This window comes from Staphylococcus sp. OJ82 (assembly GCF_000294465.1).
Classification (GTDB): Bacteria; Bacillota; Bacilli; order Staphylococcales; family Staphylococcaceae; genus Staphylococcus; species Staphylococcus equorum.
In genome coordinates this window covers 180,055-201,265 of the sequence record NZ_ALPU01000001.1, presented here as the reverse complement: position 1 = coordinate 201,265, position 21,211 = coordinate 180,055, and the positions used below count along the sequence as shown (strand labels likewise).

The following is a 21,211-nucleotide window of genomic DNA, read 5'->3' as shown; positions in this document are numbered from 1 at the left end:
TATATAAGATGGAGGCATAGAACATCATGAGTACGAAACAACAATCTGGCAACAAATTAATTTTAGCTATTGTATTAAGTGTATTAACGTATTGGCTGTTTGCTCAATCGTTTATAAATATATCTACGCCAGTGCAACAAACATATCAAACAACGCCTGGTATTATTAATTTATCAGTGAGTATCACATCTTTCGCAACTGGTATCTTTATGGTGGGTGCAGGTGATGTGTCAGACAAAATAGGGCGACTTAAAATGACCTATTTGGGCATCATTTTAAGTATTATCGCCTCATTATTAATTATTATTTCTGATATTACGGCACTACTTATTATAGGGAGAGTCATACAAGGTATATCAGCAGCCATACTCTTACCTGCAACAGTAGGTGTGCTGAAAGATCAATTTGAAGGTAAGGATTTACGTAAAGCGATTAGTTACTTAATGATTGGTACTGTTGGAGGCGTAGGTATCGCTTCATTGGTTGGTGGATTTATCGCTACATATATCAATTGGCAGTCTAACTTCATCTTGTCTATTATTATCGCTATCATAGCATTTGTACTATTACTTGGTACGAAAGAAGAAGCTAAGGAAGTAATCGATAATCGACGATTTGACTATATAGGTATGTTAATCTTTGCCGTTTTAATAGGGAGCATCACCTTATTTGCAACGCAAGGCTTTGAACAAGGCTGGACGAGTCCTTTTTCAATTACTTGTGGTAGTGTATTTATTATTTCTGTAATTGTATTTTACTTTTTTGAACGTCGAAAGCGTGCCCCATTTATTGATTTTGCATTATTCCGTAACCGTGGGCTCGTTGGGTCATCTTTGGTTAACTTTGTACTTAATACAGGTATAGGGGTAACAACAGTATTTAATATCTATGCTCAGACAGAATTGGGCTTAACGCCGTTTCAATCAGGTTTAGTGACAGTGCCGTATGTCATCATGGCAGTGTTAATGGTTCGCTTAGGGGAAAAAATATCACTGCGTCATGGAGGTAAACCAATGTTACTTGTAGGACCATTATTTCCTGCAATAGGCATTATTTTCGCCAGTTTAACCGTATTGCCATCTGACTGGTATATTGTAGCTGTAACATTTGGTTTTGTTATTTTTGCTATTGGCAACGGTTTATGTGCCACACCTGGTTTAACTGTAGCTATTTTAACGATTCCAGATGAAAAAATTGGCCTAGCTTCAGGTCTTTATAAAATGACTTCTTCACTCGGCGGGGCGTTTGGCATTGCAATGAATACGACAATATTCGCGGCGGTACAAGTGACACATAGTGCAAGCGTGGCAGCGACTTGGTCTTTCATCGCTAGTATAATGTTAATGATCATTGGTGTGATTTTAGCGCAGATTATTATACCGAAAAATATAAAAGCTTAAATATGTGTTAAACATTACGCGAAAAGCCAGTTGCTTCATGCAACTGGCTTTTTAATATTGTATTTTATAATTGGTTACCCTTATTCGGAATTGGATTATCCTTGAAAATTTTGGCTAAGTGCATTGTATTATAGGCGAGCATTTCAACGTGTTTTTTAGTAAATTCGTTTACGTGCTCGATGTCTAAATAAGAAGGGCCTGGGCCTGCTTCACCAACCCAATAAGCGTCAACATTTGGAGGTACTGTTAAGCCAATATGAGATAGGGCATATAGTATTGAAGCCGCGGCATTTTTTGCGCCATCTTCGTTACCAGTAATAATCGCACCGCCCACTTTATTATAAAAAATGGATTGACCGTCTTCATTGGTTAAACTTGTACTGCCATAAAGACGTTCAATGGCAAGTGTTGCGATGCTACTTTTCTCACCTAGCCATAAAGGTGTCCCAATAATTAAAATATCTGCGTTTTTAATTTTTTCTAAAATGAGGGGCCATTCGTCTCCGTTGCCCATATCATCAGAAATGCCATAAGAAATATTATAATCACTTAATCGAATCATCTCACTCGCTACATTTTCTTTATGATAGATGTCAGTGACTTCTTGCGCTAACCCTTCTGTATTGGATAGTTCATCACCATGTTTTAGAGATGCATTTAAAATAATTGCTTTCAAGGTCATAACTTAGCCTCCATTTTTATATTTTCTTCTTGAACATGAGCTAGAAGTAATAATACGTTTTCTTGGAGTAGGACTAGTTGTTATATAAAAATGGGTTATAAAATTTTTTAGAGTTTTGTTCACCATTTTTTTCACAATAATACCAATTTTTACAGTCATAATTAGAATCTTTCATTCTTTTTTTAGCATCTTCTAGCGTTTCTGGTGGGGTAGCTAATAAATTATCTCCCTTTTTCCAATTAGCAGGTGTGTTATCTCCTGTTTCATCAGAGGTCTTCATCGCTCTAGTGACACGTAAAAGTTCGTCGATATTACGACCGGTAGTCATTGGATAGTAAATCATGGCACGAACAACAGCATCATCATCGATAATAAATACTGCTCTTGAGCTTTCTGTATTATTTGATTCAGGTGCCAACATACCATAGGTTTCTGATATTACCTTGTTGGAATCTGAAATAAGTGGAAACTCAATTTGTACATCAAAAGACTCTTCGATACTGTTTAACCATGCCACATGTGAGGCAAGACTATCTACACTTAAACCAACCAGTTTCACGCCTAAATCTTGAAATTCCGAATATTGATTTTGCAACGCTACAAACTCCGAAGTACAAACTGGCGTAAAATCAGCTGGATGAGCAAATAAAATCACCCAGTCATTTTTATAATCATCTAAAGTTATTTCCCTTTGTGTAGATTGACCTTTAAAAAATGGGGCTTTTTCTCCAATGCGTGGCAGACGTTGTGTTTCGGAATGTAAATCTGAATTAAGTGACATGTACATCACCTACAGTAGAAGGATGGTTGAAATATTTCACTTGCATTTTATTTATATTCAAATTAAATAGTGGCGCAGTTTGATCGCCAACGATTTTGAATTCTGTCTTAAGATAAGAATTATTTTGGGCAAAAGAATATTTCACTATATATTTATCGCCATCTTTAAAATACTCGTATTTATAAAAAGTAGTTACTAAACGTGTGAGTTTTTTTAAGTATTTATCTTTTATATAACGATTTACACCAAGATGTCCTGTTTTTATATATAGTTTTTTTCTTAAAAGAGATAAATCTTTAGGGCATAATAAACTACAAAATAACTCTGGGTCTTTTTTAATAATACTTTTTATAAAATCTTCTATACATTGTTCTATTTTCATAATTATCACACCTAAACTTTGAATTTTATATCGTAGCTTTGGAATTGAAAATTTAAAACTGTAATGGAAATTGTTAAAAAGGTTAAAAAAGTCGTTTATACAAAAGTAATATATTGAGTCGTTTGTGTATTAGACATGAATTTAAAAAGTTATATTGAACATTGAGAAAAATTGCTGCTATGGTGTATATATTCCACGTTTTTTATATATTAAACTTTTTGCAATAATTATGTATTATATTTATTGTTTTGTGTAACAAATAAAAATATCTCCCAAATTCTATTTGAATTGAGGAGACATTAATAATGCTATTAATTTTTTATTTTGTTTAAGGTTTTAAAATTACTTTAATATTATTATCTTTTTTCTGATCGAAAATTTCATAAGCTTCTGCCGCTTTATCTAATGGCATCGTATGGGTAAGAATGTCAGTTGGATCAAATGTACCTTCGCGAATCATTTCGTATAATTTTGGCATAAGATGAATCACTGGTGCTTGTCCGGTCTTAACTTGGACATTACGGTTGAAAATCAAATTGAGTGGGAAATCATCGGCTGGTGTTGCGTAGATACCTGTTAATTGAATTGTACCGAATTTACTTACAGCTTCTGCCGCAGTATCAATGGGACTGATTGTGCCGCGTTGTTCAGAATCTGGACTCAAGTCACGTTCAGATGCTTTGACTTGGCCATCCATGCCTACACAATCGATCACAATATCCGCACCACCATGCGTGGTGTCACGCAGTAATTTACCGATTTCTTTTTCTTTATCAAAATTATAGATTTCGACTTGGTTATATTCCTTGGCATGTTGCAGTCTGTGCTCAATATTATCTACAGCGATAACGCGTTTTGCACCTTTAAGTTTTGCGAATTTTTGTGCCATAAGGCCAATTGGACCACAACCTAAGATGACAACTGTATCACCTGATTTAACACCAGAATGTTCTACACTCCAATATGCAGTAGGTGCGACATCAGATAAAAATAAAACGTCCTCATCTTTCATATCATTGTCTGGAACAATAAACGAAGAAAAGTCTGCGTAAGGGACTCTTAAATATTCAGCTTGGCCGCCCCAGTGGTTACCATGCATACTGCCGAAACCAAACAAACCACCATTATCCATTTGCCAATTCGCTTGCTCTTGATTTGAATTATCACACTGCGATTCCATTTCGTGATTGCAATAGTAACAATCACCACAACCTATATTAAAGGGAATCACTACACGATCACCTTTTTTAAGTTTTTTAACGTCTTTACCAACTTCTTCAACGATGCCCATTGGCTCGTGACCAATGACAAATCCTGGGTCCATCATTAAATCACCTTGATGATATAAATGTAAATCAGAACCACAGATACCCGATGCTGTTATTTTAATAATAGCGTCTGTTGAATCTTCAATCTTTGGGTCACTGACTTGCTTAACTTCCATTTGTTTTTGACCTTGAAAAGTAACAGCTTTCATAAATAACACCTCATAATTTTCATAGAATTTCTCGTGATCAAGTGGCATAAATATAATCTGTTTCTTTATAATATATTCCCGTTGCCTATATGACTAAACTTTATGGACTTATAAAGAAATGGAAGGTTATAGTCTATTCGTTGAGTCTTGAAAATTATATTCAAGTACAAAAATTAATGGTGACAGACGATATTTAAAATGGTTAGTTTTTCCAATTATTTCCAAACTCTGATTGATGTGATTCCACATGTCCTCTGTGTCCATAAACTTCAACTGAATTGAGTGCTAATTCAATTTCTTCAAACTCTTTATCTGTTAATTCAACATTCCAACTATCAAGGTTTTCTAAAATACGTTCTTGGTTTTTTGAACCTGGAATTGGAATAATATTTGGATATTTGTGAAGCATCTATGCAAGTGAAATTTGTGCGTTCGTTGCATTTTTCTCATTTGCAAATTTTTCTAAAATATCTAAGAATGGTTTATTCGCAACAATATTTTCTTTAGGTAGTTGTGGCACAAATTTACGCACATCGTCATCTTCAAATTTAGTTTCTGTTGTAACTTTACCTGATAAAAAGCCACTAGCTGTTGGAGAAAATGGTATAAGACTAATACCATTTTCAATACAATAGGGTATGATTTTTTCCTCACAATCTCTTTCCATCATATTATATAGATTTTGAACAGCGCCTACAGGTGTTACTTCATGTGCTTCAGTAAGCATCTCTAGGGAAACTTGTGACAGACCCCATTCTTTAATAAGCCCGTCATCAATCAGTTGACCCATAACTATTGCAATATCTTTTAATGGTATTTCTTCATTTACTCTGTGTAAATAATAAAGATCTACATAATCTGTTTTTAAATTTTCAAGTGAAATATTTAAGTGTTCACGTATAATTGTATATAAATCCTTATCTTCTGAAAGCTCGTCTTCATCAATATGGAATTTCGTTGCTAGAATTATATTTTCTCTAAATGGTTCTATAGCTTTGCCTACAATTTCTTCATTATGACCAAGGTAAAACATCTCTTGACCATAAACTTCTGCTGTATCGAAAAATGTGCAACCTTTTTATATGCTTTTCGAATCGCCTCTATACTATAATCTTTTTCAGGAACTTCGCCATATCCATGAGAAAGCCCCATACATCCCATTCCTATCGGAGAAACTTCTAAGCTTCTAACGTTTCGTGTTTTCATATTAAATAACCTCCTTGAAATATGTATATCATATTCATATGATATGCTTACTTTACTACTTGAGAGTTACTCTAAGTCAAGAATGATAAAGGTGAGGAAAAAATGAAAACAGTTAAAGAAGTTTCGAAAGCTGTCGATATAAGTGAACATACAGTTCGTTATTATGCAGACTGTGAACTTATTCCATCATTAATGCGTAATAAAAATAATCAACGCTTATTCAATCAAGAATCTATAAACTGGTTAATTGGTATTAAACATTTAAGGAAGTGTGGCATGTCTATTAAGGAAACCCAAGATTATGTTCACTTATCCCTACAAGGGGATAGTACAATTCAAGAACGTTATGACATGTTTTTGGATTTAAAAGATATCGCTTCTAAACAATTGGAAGAAGCAAAAGAGAGAGTTCATTTCCTTAAAAAGGAAGCCTCTTTTTAATTTCATAATCAAACTTTATATTTAGCGGTAATATAAGAAACTTATCAATTACTTCGCTCCAAATAATAGCATCACTTAAATTTAATAAAGGTTTTAAGTATCTCTACATCTTATTTTAATTTTGTTCTAAATGTTGGACAAAGTTTTGCAATTTATTGTTAGTCTCTGTATAAAAGAATTGACCATTTTCATCACGTAATCTTTTTCCTCCTGATAACAATAGCATGCCATCTTCATGAAGTTTTGGGTTGAGGAATTTTAAAAATGTAATCAAGTTATCATAACATGCGTCACCACGCGCACTGCTTACTTTAAAAGAAACAGGCTTTTTATAAAGTATATTTGAGGCTAATAGCCATTCAATTGCATTTTTTAGAGTAGCTGGGACACCCCGAATATATTCAGGTATTGCCATGACAATATGATCACTTTTGTCTAATTTAGCTATATATTCTTTTATAATCTTCGGGTAATCTTCGTATTCTATACCAGAATGAAATAATGGAAAATCATATATTTCATCATACATTTCAAAAGTGTGTTCATCTGAGAGGTTCTGCTATATCAATTAATAACTTTTTGTTTAGTGAATTTTTGCGTTTACTTCCACATAATGCTAAAAAACGGGTCATATTCAATTACAACTGCTTTATATTTCATACCTTAGCCATTATTAGCTTAACTAAAATTATACAAAAATTAATCTTACTCCACTAAAAATTTGTTTCAGATACTTTAGCATCTAGAAAATAGAAAACAAAAATTGCAGAATGATAATATTTTTTAAATAATAGCAAAATAACTTTTTCATTAAAAATCTATTAAATTTCTTAGATTTGTATAAAAATATAGTTAATTGTGTAATTATTCCGATTCTTTGTTACAATTAACAACAAATATTATTATGTTTATATAAAAGCGCTAACATTTAATGTTAGCGCTTTTATAATTTAAAGGGGGATTTTTATGCAACAAGATAGTATTTGGTTAACAATTGTTGGATTGATAATTATCATATCTATTGTAGGTTTGTTAATTGCAAAACGTATTAGTCCAGTGGTAGGTATGATTTTAATACCTAGTGTTGGGGCATTAGTATTAGGTTATAGTATTGGAGATTTAGTTGAGTTTTTCAATAGTGGTTTGGATCAAGTGATAAATGTCGTTATTATGTTTATTTTTGCTATTATTTTCTTTGGTATTATGAGTGATAGTGGTTTATTTAAACCTCTCGTAAAGAAATTAATTTTGCTAACAAGAGGCAATGTAATTGTTGTTTGTATTGTAACCGCATTAATAGGCACTTTTGCTCAACTTGATGGTGCTGGAGCTACGACTTTCTTACTTTCTATTCCTGCTTTATTACCTTTAATATAAAGCACTTAACATGAACCGTTATCTACTATTATTACTACTTGCTTTAAGTGCTGCAATTATGAATATGGTGCCTTGGGGAGGGCCAATGGCACGTACTGCATCAGTTTTAGGTGTTAAAAATGTTAATGAGTTATGGTATGGTATCATTCCTATACAAATCACAGGATTTATTCTGGTGTTACTTTTCGCAGTATTTTTAGGTTTTAGAGAAAAATTACGTATTAATCAAGCTATTAATAAAGGTGAAGTAGCTGATACACAACACTTAGATATAAATAAGATAGTTGAAAATTATGAGCGTGACCAAGATATAAAATTTCCGGTACGTGGTGTAGCTATTAATAATCCATGGATGAATTGGATTAACGCTTTACTTACAATTGTAATTATCGTAGTAATGTTAGCAAACATCGCGCCTCCAGAATTTGCTTTTATGATTGGTGTAGCAATCGCATTAGTTATTAATTTTCCCAATGTAGATGAACAAATGAGTCGTTTGAAAGCACATGCACCAAATGCATTAATGATGGCCGCTGTGATTATTGCAGCAGGAATGTTCTTAGGAGTATTGAATGAAACGGGTATGTTAGAAGCTATTGCAGTTAACTTTATTCATATTATTCCTAACGCTGTAGGCCCTTATTTACATATTATTGTTGGCATTTTTGGTGTGCCACTTGATTTACTCACAAGTACAGATGCTTATTATTTTGCAGTCTTACCTATAGTTGAACAAACAGCAAGTCAATTTGGCGTGCCCGCTATTTCAACTGCCTATTCTATGGTTATAGGTAATATTATTGGTACATTTGTAAGTCCATTTTCTCCAGCCTTGTGGTTAGCTATTGGATTAGCAGAAGCGAATATGGGTACTTATATTAAATATGCATTTTTCTGGATTTGGGGATTTGCGATTATTCTGTTGATAATTGCTATTCTAATGGGTGTAGTAACAGTTTAATGGATAATTAAACGGGCAATTGAACGGGCAATTGAACAAATTTAATCAACTAGACACTATAATGCGAATACGCTTTTTGATTATAAATGTATCATAGTTTGTTAGAAATCTATTCAGCATAATTCAACTTATCGGAAGTCCATATGCTTGCGTATTTACAGATGGTATAATAGTTGAGTAGCCTATCTCTCAGGCGTCAAGCCGACGTAGAGAGGAGGTGTTATCTATGTTGGAATTCCTTGTTCACATGACGATCACAGTCATCAGTGATTGTATCATTGCGTTATTTACGCATTGGCTGCGTAAACGTAATGAAAAATAGGCGACAATAGCCACACCTACAAAAAGCCCCTCACTACTCGTAATAGTGAGGGGCTTGGTGTATCCATATTGGATTCCTTGTTAAGTGAATTATAACATCATAAGGGTTGGAAATGCAAAATACAGCCATATATCTATAAGTGTTTTAGAACCTGTTTTATTTCCTTCCAAGCTCTTTTTCTATGATATTCCATTAATTGTCTTGCGGTTTTTGCATCGCCAATTTTCATACAAGTTAACATGGCTTCATGCTCTTCAACTGAAAATTCAGGTATAGGTCTTTCATTAATAGTGTATAAACGAACTCTAAAAAGTTGATCACCATGTATATTTCTCATATTGATAAGTTTAGAATTATTAGCTAATTGAGTGATTTTTTCATGGAATGCATCGTCTTCTTTTGACCATTGATATAAGTCGCCTTGCTCTAGATGTTTCTTTTGGGCTACAATTATTTTATTTTAAAAGTAATCGAAGGAATTAAAAGTAATACACTAAATAAATATCAATATTTTTATCTTTTCCATCTAACGTATAAAGAGATTTATTATAAGGAGGGCTAAACCAAAGTAAATATAAAACGCTCTAATTTTATTTTCTTCTAATATGGACAGTTGGAACATCGATAGTGCTGATAATATTAAAGGTTGATCATAACTTATTATTTATAAAAGGTTTAAAAGCGTTAATCCCCCAAATATAATTACTATAAGACTGTTTAATATTGAAAGGGCAGTGGTTATCTTTTTCTTCAAGCCTTCTAATTCTCCATGACTTACGTATAAATACCATACACCTGTAATGATGCCGTAAGACAGTACTATTATAGCTATTATCTCTTTCATCATGTTCTTTTCTTACCTTTCCTTTAAAAATCTCTTTCACCTGATTTTATTGTTCATTTTTTAATGGGGTCTCTTAATTGTTTCAAAATCAAATTTATACTTAATAACAATGCTTACGGATAGTTGCTGTTAACTCTCTAAATAGCTTTTAACTTTTCATTAAAGCTTTTTATTTTTTCAGCTCTTAGACTTGTATAATATTCAATATCTTCTTCTCTAGTCTCTAAAGGAAATATATTATAAATATCTTGATAAAATTCAATGCTTGATTTATTACGTTGGCCTTCTAAAGATATTCTTGTACTATCAGGCTTAGTTGTTGATAATTCATAATTAGGTATCACACTATGATACACGTTTACTATTTTGCCATCTTTTATCAAATCTGATGTGTTTATAAATTTAATCTCTATATGATGTTGATGTGATAATTCACTAGTTAACATTGCTAGCATAACGTCACAAAACATAATGGTCATAACGCCTTTATTTTCAAATGTAGAGGTTACTTCTAGTTCTTCGATACAAAATTTTTCAGTTTCTCCATAATGATAAAACCTAGATTTGAATTCCTCGTTGTCTACACCATCACACTTACTAACAACACTTTTAGAAATATAATCAAATGAAGTATCTTTTAAATAATAATAAGCACTTCCATAATTTATTAACCTATTATATGTGAAGGCATTTGTTTCTTCATATTTATTTTTACAAATTATATTAAATGGATTGGTAATACTATCCTTTACAATCATACATTACGCTCCTTATAGAATTTTTACTTATATAATAGATAGACTTCACAACATCTATTATTAAACGTTGATTTAAAAACATAGAAAAACACCCCACATTAAAATGTGAAGTGCTAAAGCCGATATTTTTTGAATAGAAATAATATTTGAAGAAATAAAAACACCTACTTTTAATATAATTCTGATATTTTATATTCAATATCCGACTATATCAAAGTTCAACATTTAAAGAAACATAATTGATTCATTCGAATTTAATTATGAGTAGATTAAAATATTTTATTGAAAGTAAGCTTCTGTGTGTCGACAATTGCTCCGACTTTTTTACGATTTCACCCTTTATTTCGTGTGTAATGCCTTAATTTGTAGTCTTCATATAGCATTTTTCCCACAAGAGTGGGTCAGACTACTGCTAGTTCTTTATAAAAATTGATTGCTCGTTTAAACAATTTTGGGTGTAATAAAACAATTGGATTAATAATAAAAATATAATTTTAATTAAAAATATATTCTAAAGTAAAGAGAAGGATATTATTAATAACATTAGCCTTTTAAATAGTAGTTGCTAAAGTAACAAAAAAATATATAATTGATAATGAATATCAATATCAATTATATATGGGGGATCATAGATGAAAAAATTAACAGTACCATTTTTAATAGTATTATTGCTACTATCTGCATGTAGCAATAATGCTCATAAAGAAAAGGCGAAAGATGAAAAAAAGTATACTTTAGACTCTGGTAAAAAGATAAGTATACCCAAAAATCCCCAACGTATAGTTGTTGCAGCTGATACATACGCAGGAGGTATAAAGCAACTAGGTGGACATGTAGTTGGTGTGAACAAAGACATAAAGCAAAGTGAGATATTAAACGAAGAATTCAAAAAGGTTAAAAAAATAAACGCTGAAAATGTAGAAGAAATAGCTGAACTAAAACCAGATCTTATTGTTGCAGATACTGATGACAAAAACTTGAAGAAGTTCCAAAAAATCACAAAAACAATCCCGATGGAATATGGTAAAAGAAATTATTTAGATACTCAGATTCAATTAGGAAAATTATTAGGAAAAGAAGAAAAAGCAAAGCAATGGGTGAATAATTGGAAGAAACAGACAGCTAAAGATGCTAATGAAATTAAAAAGCACATTGGCACTAATGCCACAGTTTCAATTTTTGATGACTTTAATAAAGAATATTATGCTTTCGGTAAAGATTGGGGGAGAGGAGGAGAAATTTTGTATCAGGCATTTAATTTAAAAATGCCAGAACCTTTAGAAAAGGTAGTGAAAAAAGATGGGTATAAAGCTTTATCATTAGAATCAATGCCTAAATACGCTGGAGACTATATTATTACAATGAGCGAGAGAAAATCCTCTCCAGAGTTTGAAAAAACTAATGTTTGGAAGAATATTCCGTCAGTAAATCAAGGTCATGTATTTCACGTTAAAGCTGAAAACTATTGGTATAATGACCCATACTCATTAGAAGAAAATAGAAAAATACTAAAATCCAAATTGCTAAACAACTAAATTTAACTTTTTATAGAATAATAATTAGAATATTTAAGATAAACAATTTTGTATTCTTTCATAATGTAAAATGATTTTAGACACAACTCTGTTATTATCAAGTTTCTAACTTCAACTATTTTGAATTTAGTTCTCCAATGGTTGGCATTTGTTGTTACTAAATTAAAAAATATTTTTGAGGGTATTATATAAGTAATAGGTATCTAAATACTTGCTACTAGGAGGTTAGTGTATATGTTTAAAAATATATTATTACCCTATGATTTTGAAAATGATTTTAGTGCGATTCCTGACCATTTAGTAAAAATGGTTGATACAGATTCAATTGTTACAGTTTATCATGTTGTTGAAGAAACTAATTTTGCAACTAATTTAGAAAATTATATTGAACAAAAAAGTGATATTATTAGAGAAAAAGAAAGCAGCCTTGCTCCATTTTTACACGAATTAGATGAAAAAAAGGTTCAATATAAAGTAGATATTGATTTTGGACCTGTTAAAGATACAATCTTAGACAAAATTACTTCTGGCGATACAGATAAAGGTGAATACGATTTAGTAATTATGAGTAATCATAGAGTGAGTTTGAATATTAAACACGTTTTAGGAGATGTTACGCATAAGATTGCTAAAAGAAGTTCTGTCCCAGTATTAATTGTTAAATAAAGATTAAAAGCATAGAAACCTTATTAAACTAAGCATCATGCTAATATTTTTAATATATGCTGACCTAAAAAGTACTACAATCTTATAAAAGTATGTGTTCCTTCAAGGTGTGCGCTGAAAAAGTGTGGATTTTGAAGGGATTTTTAATTCGCTAATTTATGCCCGCCATTATCTGTTTTATTTATTAATTTACTATGTAAAATAAAGAATTTTTGCATAATTTTCAATAATAATGGTATATTACATGTAAGGGTTTACATTTATTAAAAAGGGAGAGATTATTCAAGGGGAAAATGATAGATAAAATAGCCGGATTAAACAAAGATAGGAGTCGCAAGTATGAAAATTATTCCGTTTTCAGATTTGAAAGACATCATTAATGAAGGTGATGTGATAGCCCTAGCAGCATTATCAACGGCTAACTTACCAGCTGAGATTCTCAAAACATTAGTCGATCAATATGATGAGCATCAAACGCCTAAAGCCTTCACCTTTATGTTGGCAAACGATATTAGTGATTATCGTGGCGACAGTTATGATTTAGATTCTTTTGTATCAAGGGGTATGATCAAACGATTAATCACAAGTATTATTACTGGTTCACCTAAGACTATCAATGCAATGCGCAATAATGATATTGAAGCCTATTACGTGCCTCAAGGTGTAATTACGACGCATTATCGTAGTCAAACATCTGCTTCACCAGGAACAATTACTAAGATTGGGCTGAATACCAATGTTGATCCTAGATATTCTGGTGGCAAAGTAAATACGCGTACGACAGAGGATCTAGTATCTTTAATTGAAATCAACGGAGAAACATATTTAAATTATGATTTTCCAGAAATTGATGTCGCATTGTTACGAGGTACATATGCCGATACAGAAGGTAATATTTATATGACGCATGAAGCACATCTTGGAGAGGGTTACAGTGTTGCAGCAGCTACACATAAGAATAAAGGTAAAGTGATTGTGCAAGTGAAAGCAGTCATCCAAAGTGGGCGTTTCAATCCGAGTGATGTATTTATTCCGGGTAAACTTGTAGATTACGTTGTAGTTAATAGCAATCCGAAATATCACAGACAGGTTGTCCAAACACAATATGACCCAGCACTTTCAGGACATTATCAGATTACTGAAATGCGAGAGCCATATATAGCATTAGGTACCCGTAAAGTGATTTTGAGACGTGCAGCTCAATATTTACTTGAAGGAGATGTAATCAGTATTGGTTTTGGCATTAATAATGAATTGTCGAATGTTTTAGAAGAGGAGCAGGCCAATCATTTAGTTCAAACGAATATAGATACAGGCGTTTTTGGTGGCTTAATTAGTAGCGGTAATTACTTTGGTATGAACTACAATCTAAGTGCACGCATGAGACACGAGTTAACATGGGATTTTATCTATAACGATGGCATAGATGTCGCATTCCTAAGCTTTGCTGAAGTGGATCAATATGGCAACGTTAATGTGTCTAAGTTCGGAGACAAAATGAATGGGTGTGGTGGTTTTATTGATATTAGCCAATCAGTTAAAAGGATTGTTTTTTCAGCTTCAATGGTTGTTGGGGGTCAACTAAATTTTGTGAACGGTGAAGCCCAAGTGGAAACACAAGGTAAGTCACCTAAATTTGTAAAAGAAGTTGGCAACATAGATTTTAATGTTGAAAATGCACGAAAATTAGCACAGGAAGTTTATTTTGTTACTGAACGCGCAGTGTTTGAACTGACGGACAAAGGTATTAAATTAATTGAAATTGCACCTGGTTTAGATTTAGAGCGAGATATTTTAGCAAATATGGAGTTTCAACCAATCATTTCTGACGAGATTAACATAACACAGAATGATATTTATCAAAAAACATGGGGAGGTCTGTCTCAGGTAATTAAGTCGGAAGATCGTATTTAAAATAAGGGGGAGAAAAATATGAATTACGACTGGATTAAAACGAGAGCAGTATTTGATGAGGAAAAGCCAGCAATTATCGATCCATTTAAAGGTACTGAATGGACATATCAAGATTTAAATAAACGTGCAGAGAACTTAGCAAATCATTTACAAGATCAAGGTATAGAACGTGGGGATGTCGTTGGTATTTTCTCACCAAACGATGTAGCTATTCTGGATTTATTATTCGCTACATTTAAAATAGGTGCAGTATATTTACCGATGAATTGGCGTTTGAAAACACAGGAAATTGAAAGCGTGATTCAAGATTCTGATGTAAAATTAATTTTTTATTCACAAAAGCATTTATCAAGTTTAGAGGGAATCGCAGACGAACTCATTCATATGGATGTCGATTCAAAACAATATGATGATATGGTCGATCCAAACAATCACCGTCCATTCAAAACGGTACATGTAGAAAAAGATGATTTAGCAGCGTTAATGTACACAAGTGGTACAACAGGATTACCTAAAGGCGTTATGTTTACGTATGAAACTTTCGTCAATAATCCAATAAATACGGCGCTCACTTATAAAATAAATTCTACGTATAAGACGATTGTTTCGACACCAATGTTTCATGTATTAGGCTTTAACGATTTGACGTTACCATTGCTAATGGCAGGCGGCACACTGATTATACAACGCTACTTCAATGGTGAAGCATTAAATGATCTCATGGCACATTACAAACCAAATTATTTAATACAGATACCAACGATGTATTATGCAATGTTAGTTGCAGAGAATTTTGATCTTAAAAACTTCGATAACATTGAATTCTTACTTCAAGGTGGGTCAGCACCACTACCTGCTGTGCAAAAGAAATTTAACAGTATGGGCCTATCTATCGTTAATGGTTACGGTTTGACGGAAGCGCCACTAACAATGGTTAACACGCCAGAAAATGGCGCTGAAAAACCTGGTAGTATTGGGCAGCCTGTCATGTTTGTGGACTATCGTATTTTAAATGATGAATTTGAAGATATACAAACTGGAGAAATTGGCGAATTAGCTGTTAAAGGTAACAATGTTACACCAGGTTATTGGAAGAAACCAGAAGAAACAGCGAAAAATTTCAAAGATGGATATTTCTTAACAGGAGATTTAGCAAAAATAGATGAAGACGGTGATATCTATATCGTTGATAGACGTAAAGAAATGATTATCACTGGTGGTGAAAATGTGCTGCCTTCTGAAGTAGAAGCGGTCTTATCAACACATCCATTAGTAGCACAAGGTGTGGTAGTGAGCTATGAAAGTCCTAAATATGGAGAATCTGTTTCAGCAGCAGTGGTATTGACTGAAGATGATCCAGACTTTGAACAAAAATTAGACGCACACATGAGAGAACACATAGCTGGGTATAAGATTCCGAGAATGTATTTAAAATTAACAAATATTCCGCTGAACTCAACTTCAAAACCAGATAAGCTAGAGTTACAGAAGAAGATGAATAATAAAGCTGACAAAGCGCGTCAACAAGATGATGAATTAGCTTAAATAACTTATGCTTTTATAAATATTTTAAAATAATAACTATAAATTTTTTTGACAAGATTTGTAAGCGTTAACATTAAAGTGGAGGTTTTAATTATGCCAACAAAAGAAGAAGTAATCAAAGCATTATATCCAGAGGATATTTTAAGTATTGCAAAAGATTTAACTGAAGGAGAAGTTAAATTATTAAAACAGCTTAATGATATGTTAGAAGAAAAATATAGAGACTCAGTTAATGAGCATTGGTTAAATGCGACTGAGCCAGAAGACTATTTTGAAGAATTGGGTAAATTAAACTATTTCAAAAATCCGTTACTATTTGAAGGACGTGAAGGAGAAAAAACACCTAGTCAACTATTCCAATTCTTTATGTCATACACAATAGCCAAATTTGATGTTTCTTTAGCGACATTACTCGGTGTACATCAAGGCTTAGGTCATAATTCATTTTGGTTTGGTGGTAGTAAAGAGCAACAAGCCTATTATTTACCCAAATTACAATCACACGAATTACGTACGTGCTTTGCATTAACAGAACCGGAACATGGCTCTGATGTCGCGGGTGGATTAGAAACTACTGCGAAACGTGAGGGCGATCAATGGGTTATTAATGGTGAGAAAAAATGGATTGGTGGTGCAAATGTAGCCGACGTTATGCCAGTATACGCAGTAGATGTAGATACTGGTAAACCTAAAGGCTTTATTGTCGAGCCTAGTCAAGAAGGCGTGGAAATCGAACTTATTGAAAATAAAATTGCACTCCGTATCGTTCCTAACGCCAAAATTCGTCTGAAAAATGTGGTCGTGAAAGAAGAACAAAGGCTGCAAAATATTAATAGCTTTAAAGACATTGCGAAAGTATTATATTCTACTCGTGCAGGCGTGGCGTACATGGCTACAGGAGCGATGGCAGGCGCATTAAAAGCTACGACAGACTATGTAACGCAACGTAAACAATTTGGTAAGGAAATTAGTAAGTTCCAATTAATTCAAGAGAAATTAGCTATGATGCAAGGCAATCTAGCTCAAGCAATGGCGACATGTGCGCAACTTGCACGTATGCAAGCAAAAGGTGAATATGATGAAGTGGCAACTTCAACAGCTAAAATGATGAATGCACTGAGATTAAGAGAAACAGTATCAATGGGCCGTGGTGTGCATGGTGGAAATGGTATTTTAGCAGGAGAGTACGATATTGCAAGATTCTTTGCAGATGCTGAAGCGATTTACACATATGAAGGCACACATGAAATCAATGCACTTGTAATTGGAAGAGCAATCACGGGAGACTCAGCATTTATTTAATATAAAATATGAACGATTGAAGATATAGAAAAAACAATTTGGAGGTTTTAGTATGACGATAAGAAAAGCAACTGTGTTAGGTGCAGGCACGATGGGTAGTCAAATCGCTGCGCTCCTTGTCAACGCAGGTTTAAAAGTAAAATTATTAGACATTGTGATTGATGAGAATGAACCTAATAAAATTTCCAAAAAAGCTTATGAAGTAATAACTAATCCAAAGCGTCCACAGCTATTTGACTTAGCCTTTGCCTCAAATTTATCTTATGGCAACTTTAATGAAGATTTAGTTGAGCAAGATGACGCTGACATTTATATTGAAGCAGTAAAAGAAGAAGTGGATATTAAGCATAATGTTTGGGATAAAGTGAAAAAGGTAGCAAAAGATGATGCTATATTTGCGACGAACACATCAGGTATTCCAATAGAGTCGATTGCAGATGTATTTGAAGGAAAAGATAAAGAACGCTTTTTCGGAATGCATTTCTTTAATCCACCACGCATTATGAAATTAGTCGAAGTAATTCCAAATGAAAAAACGTCTGAAGCGGTAGTGGAACGCGTACAAGCATTTGCAGAAGATGTATTAGGGAAAGGTGTCATTGTTGCAAATGATGTCCCAGGATTTGTGGCTAACCGTGTTGGTACACAAACGATGAATGACATTATGTACAGAGCTGAAAACCAAGATTTTTCTATTACAGAAGTGGATGCTTTAACTGGCCGTAGTATTGGACGACCAAAAATGGGAACGTATGGTTTATCAGATTTAGTTGGTCTTGATATTGCTATGACCGTAATTAAAGGTATGCAAAGCGTTCCAGATGAACAACCATTTTTCCACGATGTAAAACTTTCGGAAAAATTAGCGGCAAAAGGTGCATTAGGTAATAAAACGAAACAAGGATTTTATAAAAAAGTAGATAAAAAGCGTTTCGTCTTTGATGCAGAGCAAAATGATTATGTGCCACCGCAACCACCACAATTAGAGATTTTAGGCAAGTTTAATAAAGACTTGGCTTCTAACTTAGACGTTATCTTTAATGCACAAGATGATGCAGGCATATTTCTATGGGAAACATTGAGAAATAATTTCTATTATTCAGCGATTAACGTGCCGAAAGCGGCAACTGATTTTAAAGATATTGATCGCGCATTAGTATGGGGTTTTAACTGGAAACAAGGACCATTCCAATTGTGGGACTTAATGGGCTTCGAACGTGTGAAGTCACGCATGAAAGAAGAATTAGGATCACTTCCAGATTGGATAGAGCAACGCAATGAACCATTCTACAGTGAAGGTGAATCTATTGAACGTGTTACACCAGTCGCAGAGTATATTGATCAAGAAATTTGGGAAAGAGCAGATTCTAACTTATCTGTGGCGAATAAAGATCAATTACTTTTAAAATTACAAAGTAAAAATAATGTGATTACTGGCGGATTCCTTGATGATTTATTAGAATCAATTAACAAATTAGAAGATGAAGACTATAGTAGCATGGTCATCTATGCAGGCGGCAACAACTTTAGTGTCGGTGCGAATTTGTATCAAATGAAAAAAGCACATGAAGAAAACCAAGTGGTATCAGAAGTAGGCGCCATGGTCGAAAAACTTCATTATATATTCACTAGACTGAAACATGCGTTGAAACCAGTTGTTACTGCAGTTCAAGGTAGAGCCTTAGGTGGCGGTTGCGAACTTGTACTTCATTCACCATTTGTGGTAGCTGCAAGTGAATCTTATATTGGTCTTGTTGAGACAGGCGTAGGCTTACTACCAGCTGGTGGTGGACTCGCAGAATTAACGGATAGAGTATTGCGCACAAATCATAAAAACAATGATAAACAAGATTCAATTACTAAAATATTAATGCAAGTTGGTTTCGCAAAAGTTTCTACAAATGCATATGAAGCAGTGAAATATGGTTATTTGAGAGAGACGGATACTGTAATATTGAATACTGAAAGACGTGTTGAAGTTGCATTAAATAGAGCGCGTTACGAATCAGAAACTAATTATGTACCTACACCAAAATCACAATATATTGCTTTAGGCAAAGACTTTAAGGCATTAGCTGAAGGTCAGTTAGATGCACAACGTATGGGTAACTTTATCAGTGACTACGATTATGAAATTACGTTGAAAGTGGCAGAAGTATTAGCAGGCGGTGACATTCCTCGTAACACATACGTGAATCAAAGATATTTACAGACACTTGAAAAAGAAAGATTTTTAGAGCTTTTACAAAATAAAAAAACGTATGACAGAATTTCACACATGTTAGAAAAAGGAAAACCATTACGTAATTAATAGTTGAGAGTAAAAAGAAAGGGTGAACTTAAATGCGAGATGCATATATTGTAGCTTATGGACGTTCAGCAGCTGGTAAGGCAAAGAATGGGGCAATGGCTCACGAAAGACCAGATGAAGTGGCAGCAAAAGTATTAAAAGGTGTATTGGAAAGAGTTGGAGGTTCATTTGATCCTAGTATGGTAGAAGACGTTATCGTCGGCAATTCATTTCCAGAAGGCTTACAAGGACAGAACATTGCAAGAACAATTGCATTACTTGCAGGCATGCCAAACGAAGTACCAGGACAAACGGTTAATCGTTACTGTTCATCAGGCCTTCAAACGATTGCGCATGCAGCAAACCAGATTAACGCGAATCAAGCAGACATCCTTGTAGCAGGCGGTATTGAATTGATGAGTGCAGTACCAATGGGTGGTAATGAACCAACAAACAACCCGATTCTGCAAGATGAAGATTCAGGTGTTTCTTATCCAATGGGACTAACTGCAGAAATGGTAGCAGAAACTTACAATGTGTCTAGAGAAGACCAAGATGCATATGCAGTACAGAGTCATCAACGTGCTACAAAAGCACAACAAGAAGGTAAATTTGATGACGAAATTATACCGATTGAAGTGAATAAAGTCACTTATGATCAAAATGGTCCAGTCGTTTCGAAAGAAGTATTTAAAGACGATGAATTAATCAGACCAGATACAAATAAGGAAACTTTAGCTAAATTACCTACAGTGTTTAAGGCTAACGGTACAGTGACCGCAGGCTCCTCGGCACCCTTAACAGATGGTTCAGGGTTTGTCGTAGTCATGTCTGGTGAAAAAGTAAAAGAATTAGGCGTGAAACCCATCGCACGCTTTGTTGGCTTTAAAGCTGTGGGTGTAGATCCTAAGTTAATGGGTATTGGTCCAGCGTATGCTATTCCAGAAGCATTGAAATTAGCAAACTTGGATGTTAAAGATATTGATTTAGTTGAGTTAAACGAAGCATTTGCATCTCAAACATTAGCTTCCATTAGAGAAACAGGTTTAGATATGGAGAAAACCAATGTTAATGGTGGTGCAATTTCACTAGGGCATCCGCTTGGCGCAACAGGCGCGATGTTAGTAGGCAGACTACTTTCTGAAATGAAGAAACAGCCAGATACGAAATACGGAATGGTTACGATGTGTATTGGCGTTGGCATGGGTGCTGCTGGCATTTTTGAATATGTAAGATAATCGTAGTTTGAATATGTAATAAATAACCCCTTAAGCGTAAGATAAATGCTTAAGGGGTTTTAATTTATGATTTGTTATTTTATTATGGTT

Annotated in this window: 18 protein-coding genes and 2 pseudogenes; 11 read left to right on the top strand and 9 right to left on the bottom strand. The window is 33.7% G+C overall.

The features are described from left to right. The first annotated feature begins 23 nt into the window (after positions 1 to 23). Positions 24 to 1,400: an MFS transporter gene (locus SOJ_RS00945; RefSeq protein ID WP_420496902.1), complete on the top strand. Its 1,377-nt coding sequence runs from the start codon at positions 24 to 26 to the stop codon at positions 1,398 to 1,400. Positions 1,401 to 1,464: 64 nt separating this feature from the next. On the opposite strand, the gene SOJ_RS00940 is transcribed toward SOJ_RS00945, so the two are convergent. From SOJ_RS00940 to SOJ_RS14605, 6 genes and pseudogenes are all read right to left on the bottom strand, one after another. Continuing rightward, positions 1,465 to 2,082 carry a flavodoxin family protein gene (locus SOJ_RS00940; RefSeq protein ID WP_002506177.1) on the bottom strand — a complete coding sequence of 206 codons (618 nt, stop codon included), beginning with the start codon at positions 2,080 to 2,082 and terminating at the stop codon, positions 1,465 to 1,467. A 73-nt stretch (positions 2,083 to 2,155) separates the two neighbouring features. After that, positions 2,156 to 2,863: a peroxiredoxin gene (locus tag SOJ_RS00935; RefSeq protein ID WP_002506176.1), complete on the bottom strand. Its 708-nt coding sequence runs from the start codon at positions 2,861 to 2,863 to the stop codon at positions 2,156 to 2,158. Further along, a complete protein-coding gene (locus SOJ_RS00930; RefSeq protein ID WP_002506175.1) occupies positions 2,853 to 3,245 on the bottom strand; it encodes a hypothetical protein in 393 nt (130 codons plus the stop codon). Before SOJ_RS00930 ends, SOJ_RS00935 begins: the two co-directional genes overlap by 11 nt. A gap of 328 nt (positions 3,246 to 3,573) precedes the next feature. After that, a complete protein-coding gene (locus tag SOJ_RS00925) occupies positions 3,574 to 4,722 on the bottom strand; it encodes an alcohol dehydrogenase catalytic domain-containing protein (RefSeq protein WP_002506174.1) in 1,149 nt (382 codons plus the stop codon). Positions 4,723 to 4,924: 202 nt separating this feature from the next. Then, a pseudogene (locus SOJ_RS14610) lies at positions 4,925 to 5,755 on the bottom strand (aldo/keto reductase). Beyond that, complete coding sequence (locus tag SOJ_RS14605) at positions 5,722 to 5,928, bottom strand: hypothetical protein (RefSeq protein ID WP_021339295.1); 207 nt, start codon at positions 5,926 to 5,928, stop codon at positions 5,722 to 5,724. Before SOJ_RS14605 ends, SOJ_RS14610 begins: the two are co-directional and overlap by 34 nt. A gap of 102 nt (positions 5,929 to 6,030) precedes the next feature. On the opposite strand from SOJ_RS14605, the gene SOJ_RS00915 reads away from it, so the two are divergent. Further along, positions 6,031 to 6,369 (top strand): MerR family transcriptional regulator, encoded by a 339-nt coding sequence (locus SOJ_RS00915; protein ID WP_002506171.1) that lies wholly within the window; start codon positions 6,031 to 6,033, stop codon positions 6,367 to 6,369. Between the two features lie 115 nt (positions 6,370 to 6,484). On the opposite strand, the gene SOJ_RS00910 is transcribed toward SOJ_RS00915, so the two are convergent. Further along, the gene (locus SOJ_RS00910) at positions 6,485 to 6,898 is read right to left on the bottom strand and encodes an NADPH-dependent FMN reductase (protein ID WP_002506170.1); all 414 of its coding nucleotides are present in this window, start codon (positions 6,896 to 6,898) and stop codon (positions 6,485 to 6,487) included. A gap of 437 nt (positions 6,899 to 7,335) precedes the next feature. Here SOJ_RS00910 and SOJ_RS00905 point away from each other — a divergent pair. Together SOJ_RS00905 and SOJ_RS14315 are read left to right on the top strand one after the other, a co-directional pair. Continuing rightward, positions 7,336 to 8,707, top strand: a pseudogene (locus tag SOJ_RS00905) (CitMHS family transporter). Positions 8,708 to 8,933: 226 nt separating this feature from the next. Continuing rightward, positions 8,934 to 9,029, top strand: coding sequence for a type I toxin-antitoxin system Fst family toxin (locus tag SOJ_RS14315; protein ID WP_021339293.1), 96 nt, complete (start codon positions 8,934 to 8,936; stop codon positions 9,027 to 9,029). A 133-nt stretch (positions 9,030 to 9,162) separates the two neighbouring features. Here the strand turns inward: SOJ_RS14315 and SOJ_RS14855 are convergent, their stop codons facing one another. Beyond that, a complete protein-coding gene (locus SOJ_RS14855) occupies positions 9,163 to 9,480 on the bottom strand; it encodes an FCD domain-containing protein (RefSeq protein WP_236582974.1) in 318 nt (105 codons plus the stop codon). Between the two features lie 530 nt (positions 9,481 to 10,010). Beyond that, positions 10,011 to 10,631, bottom strand: a complete 621-nt coding sequence (locus tag SOJ_RS00900; RefSeq protein ID WP_002506166.1) for a hypothetical protein — start codon at positions 10,629 to 10,631, stop codon at positions 10,011 to 10,013. Positions 10,632 to 11,263: 632 nt separating this feature from the next. On the opposite strand from SOJ_RS00900, the gene SOJ_RS00895 reads away from it, so the two are divergent. From SOJ_RS00895 to SOJ_RS00865, 7 genes are all read left to right on the top strand, one after another. Next, on the top strand, positions 11,264 to 12,166 hold the full coding sequence (locus SOJ_RS00895; protein WP_002506165.1) for an ABC transporter substrate-binding protein: 903 nt from the start codon (positions 11,264 to 11,266) through the stop codon (positions 12,164 to 12,166). A gap of 234 nt (positions 12,167 to 12,400) precedes the next feature. Further along, positions 12,401 to 12,832: a universal stress protein gene (locus SOJ_RS00890; protein WP_002506164.1), complete on the top strand. Its 432-nt coding sequence runs from the start codon at positions 12,401 to 12,403 to the stop codon at positions 12,830 to 12,832. Positions 12,833 to 13,171: 339 nt separating this feature from the next. Further along, the gene (gene fadX, locus SOJ_RS00885; protein WP_002506163.1) at positions 13,172 to 14,746 is read left to right on the top strand and encodes a fatty acid degradation protein FadX; all 1,575 of its coding nucleotides are present in this window, start codon (positions 13,172 to 13,174) and stop codon (positions 14,744 to 14,746) included. A gap of 18 nt (positions 14,747 to 14,764) precedes the next feature. Beyond that, entirely contained in the window at positions 14,765 to 16,291 is a 1,527-nt protein-coding gene (fadD, locus tag SOJ_RS00880) for a long-chain-fatty-acid--CoA ligase FadD (protein WP_002506162.1), read from the top strand. Positions 16,292 to 16,384: 93 nt separating this feature from the next. Then, positions 16,385 to 17,593, top strand: coding sequence for an acyl-CoA dehydrogenase FadE (fadE, locus tag SOJ_RS00875; RefSeq protein ID WP_002506161.1), 1,209 nt, complete (start codon positions 16,385 to 16,387; stop codon positions 17,591 to 17,593). A 52-nt stretch (positions 17,594 to 17,645) separates the two neighbouring features. After that, on the top strand, positions 17,646 to 19,904 hold the full coding sequence (fadB, locus tag SOJ_RS00870; RefSeq protein ID WP_002506160.1) for a 3-hydroxyacyl-CoA dehydrogenase/crotonase FadB: 2,259 nt from the start codon (positions 17,646 to 17,648) through the stop codon (positions 19,902 to 19,904). A gap of 32 nt (positions 19,905 to 19,936) precedes the next feature. Beyond that, positions 19,937 to 21,121, top strand: coding sequence for a thiolase family protein (locus SOJ_RS00865; RefSeq protein WP_002506159.1), 1,185 nt, complete (start codon positions 19,937 to 19,939; stop codon positions 21,119 to 21,121). The last annotated feature ends 90 nt before the right edge of the window (positions 21,122 to 21,211 follow it).

Bases quoted from the DNA above. Each gene is read 5' to 3' on its own strand.
- SOJ_RS00935 (WP_002506176.1), bottom strand. From the start codon at position 2,863: ATGTCACTTAATTCAGATTTACATTCCGAAACACAACGTCTGCCACGC.
- fadB (WP_002506160.1), top strand. From the start codon at position 17,646: ATGACGATAAGAAAAGCAACTGTGTTAGGTGCAGGCACGATGGGTAGT.
- fadD (WP_002506162.1), top strand. From the start codon at position 14,765: ATGAATTACGACTGGATTAAAACGAGAGCAGTATTTGATGAGGAAAAG.
- SOJ_RS00930 (WP_002506175.1), bottom strand. From the start codon at position 3,245: ATGAAAATAGAACAATGTATAGAAGATTTTATAAAAAGTATTATTAAA.
- SOJ_RS00890 (WP_002506164.1), top strand. From the start codon at position 12,401: ATGTTTAAAAATATATTATTACCCTATGATTTTGAAAATGATTTTAGT.
- SOJ_RS00925 (WP_002506174.1), bottom strand. From the start codon at position 4,722: ATGAAAGCTGTTACTTTTCAAGGTCAAAAACAAATGGAAGTTAAGCAA.
- SOJ_RS00940 (WP_002506177.1), bottom strand. From the start codon at position 2,082: ATGACCTTGAAAGCAATTATTTTAAATGCATCTCTAAAACATGGTGAT.
- SOJ_RS00895 (WP_002506165.1), top strand. From the start codon at position 11,264: ATGAAAAAATTAACAGTACCATTTTTAATAGTATTATTGCTACTATCT.
- SOJ_RS00915 (WP_002506171.1), top strand. From the start codon at position 6,031: ATGAAAACAGTTAAAGAAGTTTCGAAAGCTGTCGATATAAGTGAACAT.
- SOJ_RS14315 (WP_021339293.1), top strand. From the start codon at position 8,934: ATGTTGGAATTCCTTGTTCACATGACGATCACAGTCATCAGTGATTGT.
- fadX (WP_002506163.1), top strand. From the start codon at position 13,172: ATGAAAATTATTCCGTTTTCAGATTTGAAAGACATCATTAATGAAGGT.
- fadE (WP_002506161.1), top strand. From the start codon at position 16,385: ATGCCAACAAAAGAAGAAGTAATCAAAGCATTATATCCAGAGGATATT.
- SOJ_RS14605 (WP_021339295.1), bottom strand. From the start codon at position 5,928: ATGAAAACACGAAACGTTAGAAGCTTAGAAGTTTCTCCGATAGGAATG.
- SOJ_RS00910 (WP_002506170.1), bottom strand. From the start codon at position 6,898: ATGTATGATGAAATATATGATTTTCCATTATTTCATTCTGGTATAGAA.
- SOJ_RS00865 (WP_002506159.1), top strand. From the start codon at position 19,937: ATGCGAGATGCATATATTGTAGCTTATGGACGTTCAGCAGCTGGTAAG.
- SOJ_RS00900 (WP_002506166.1), bottom strand. From the start codon at position 10,631: ATGATTGTAAAGGATAGTATTACCAATCCATTTAATATAATTTGTAAA.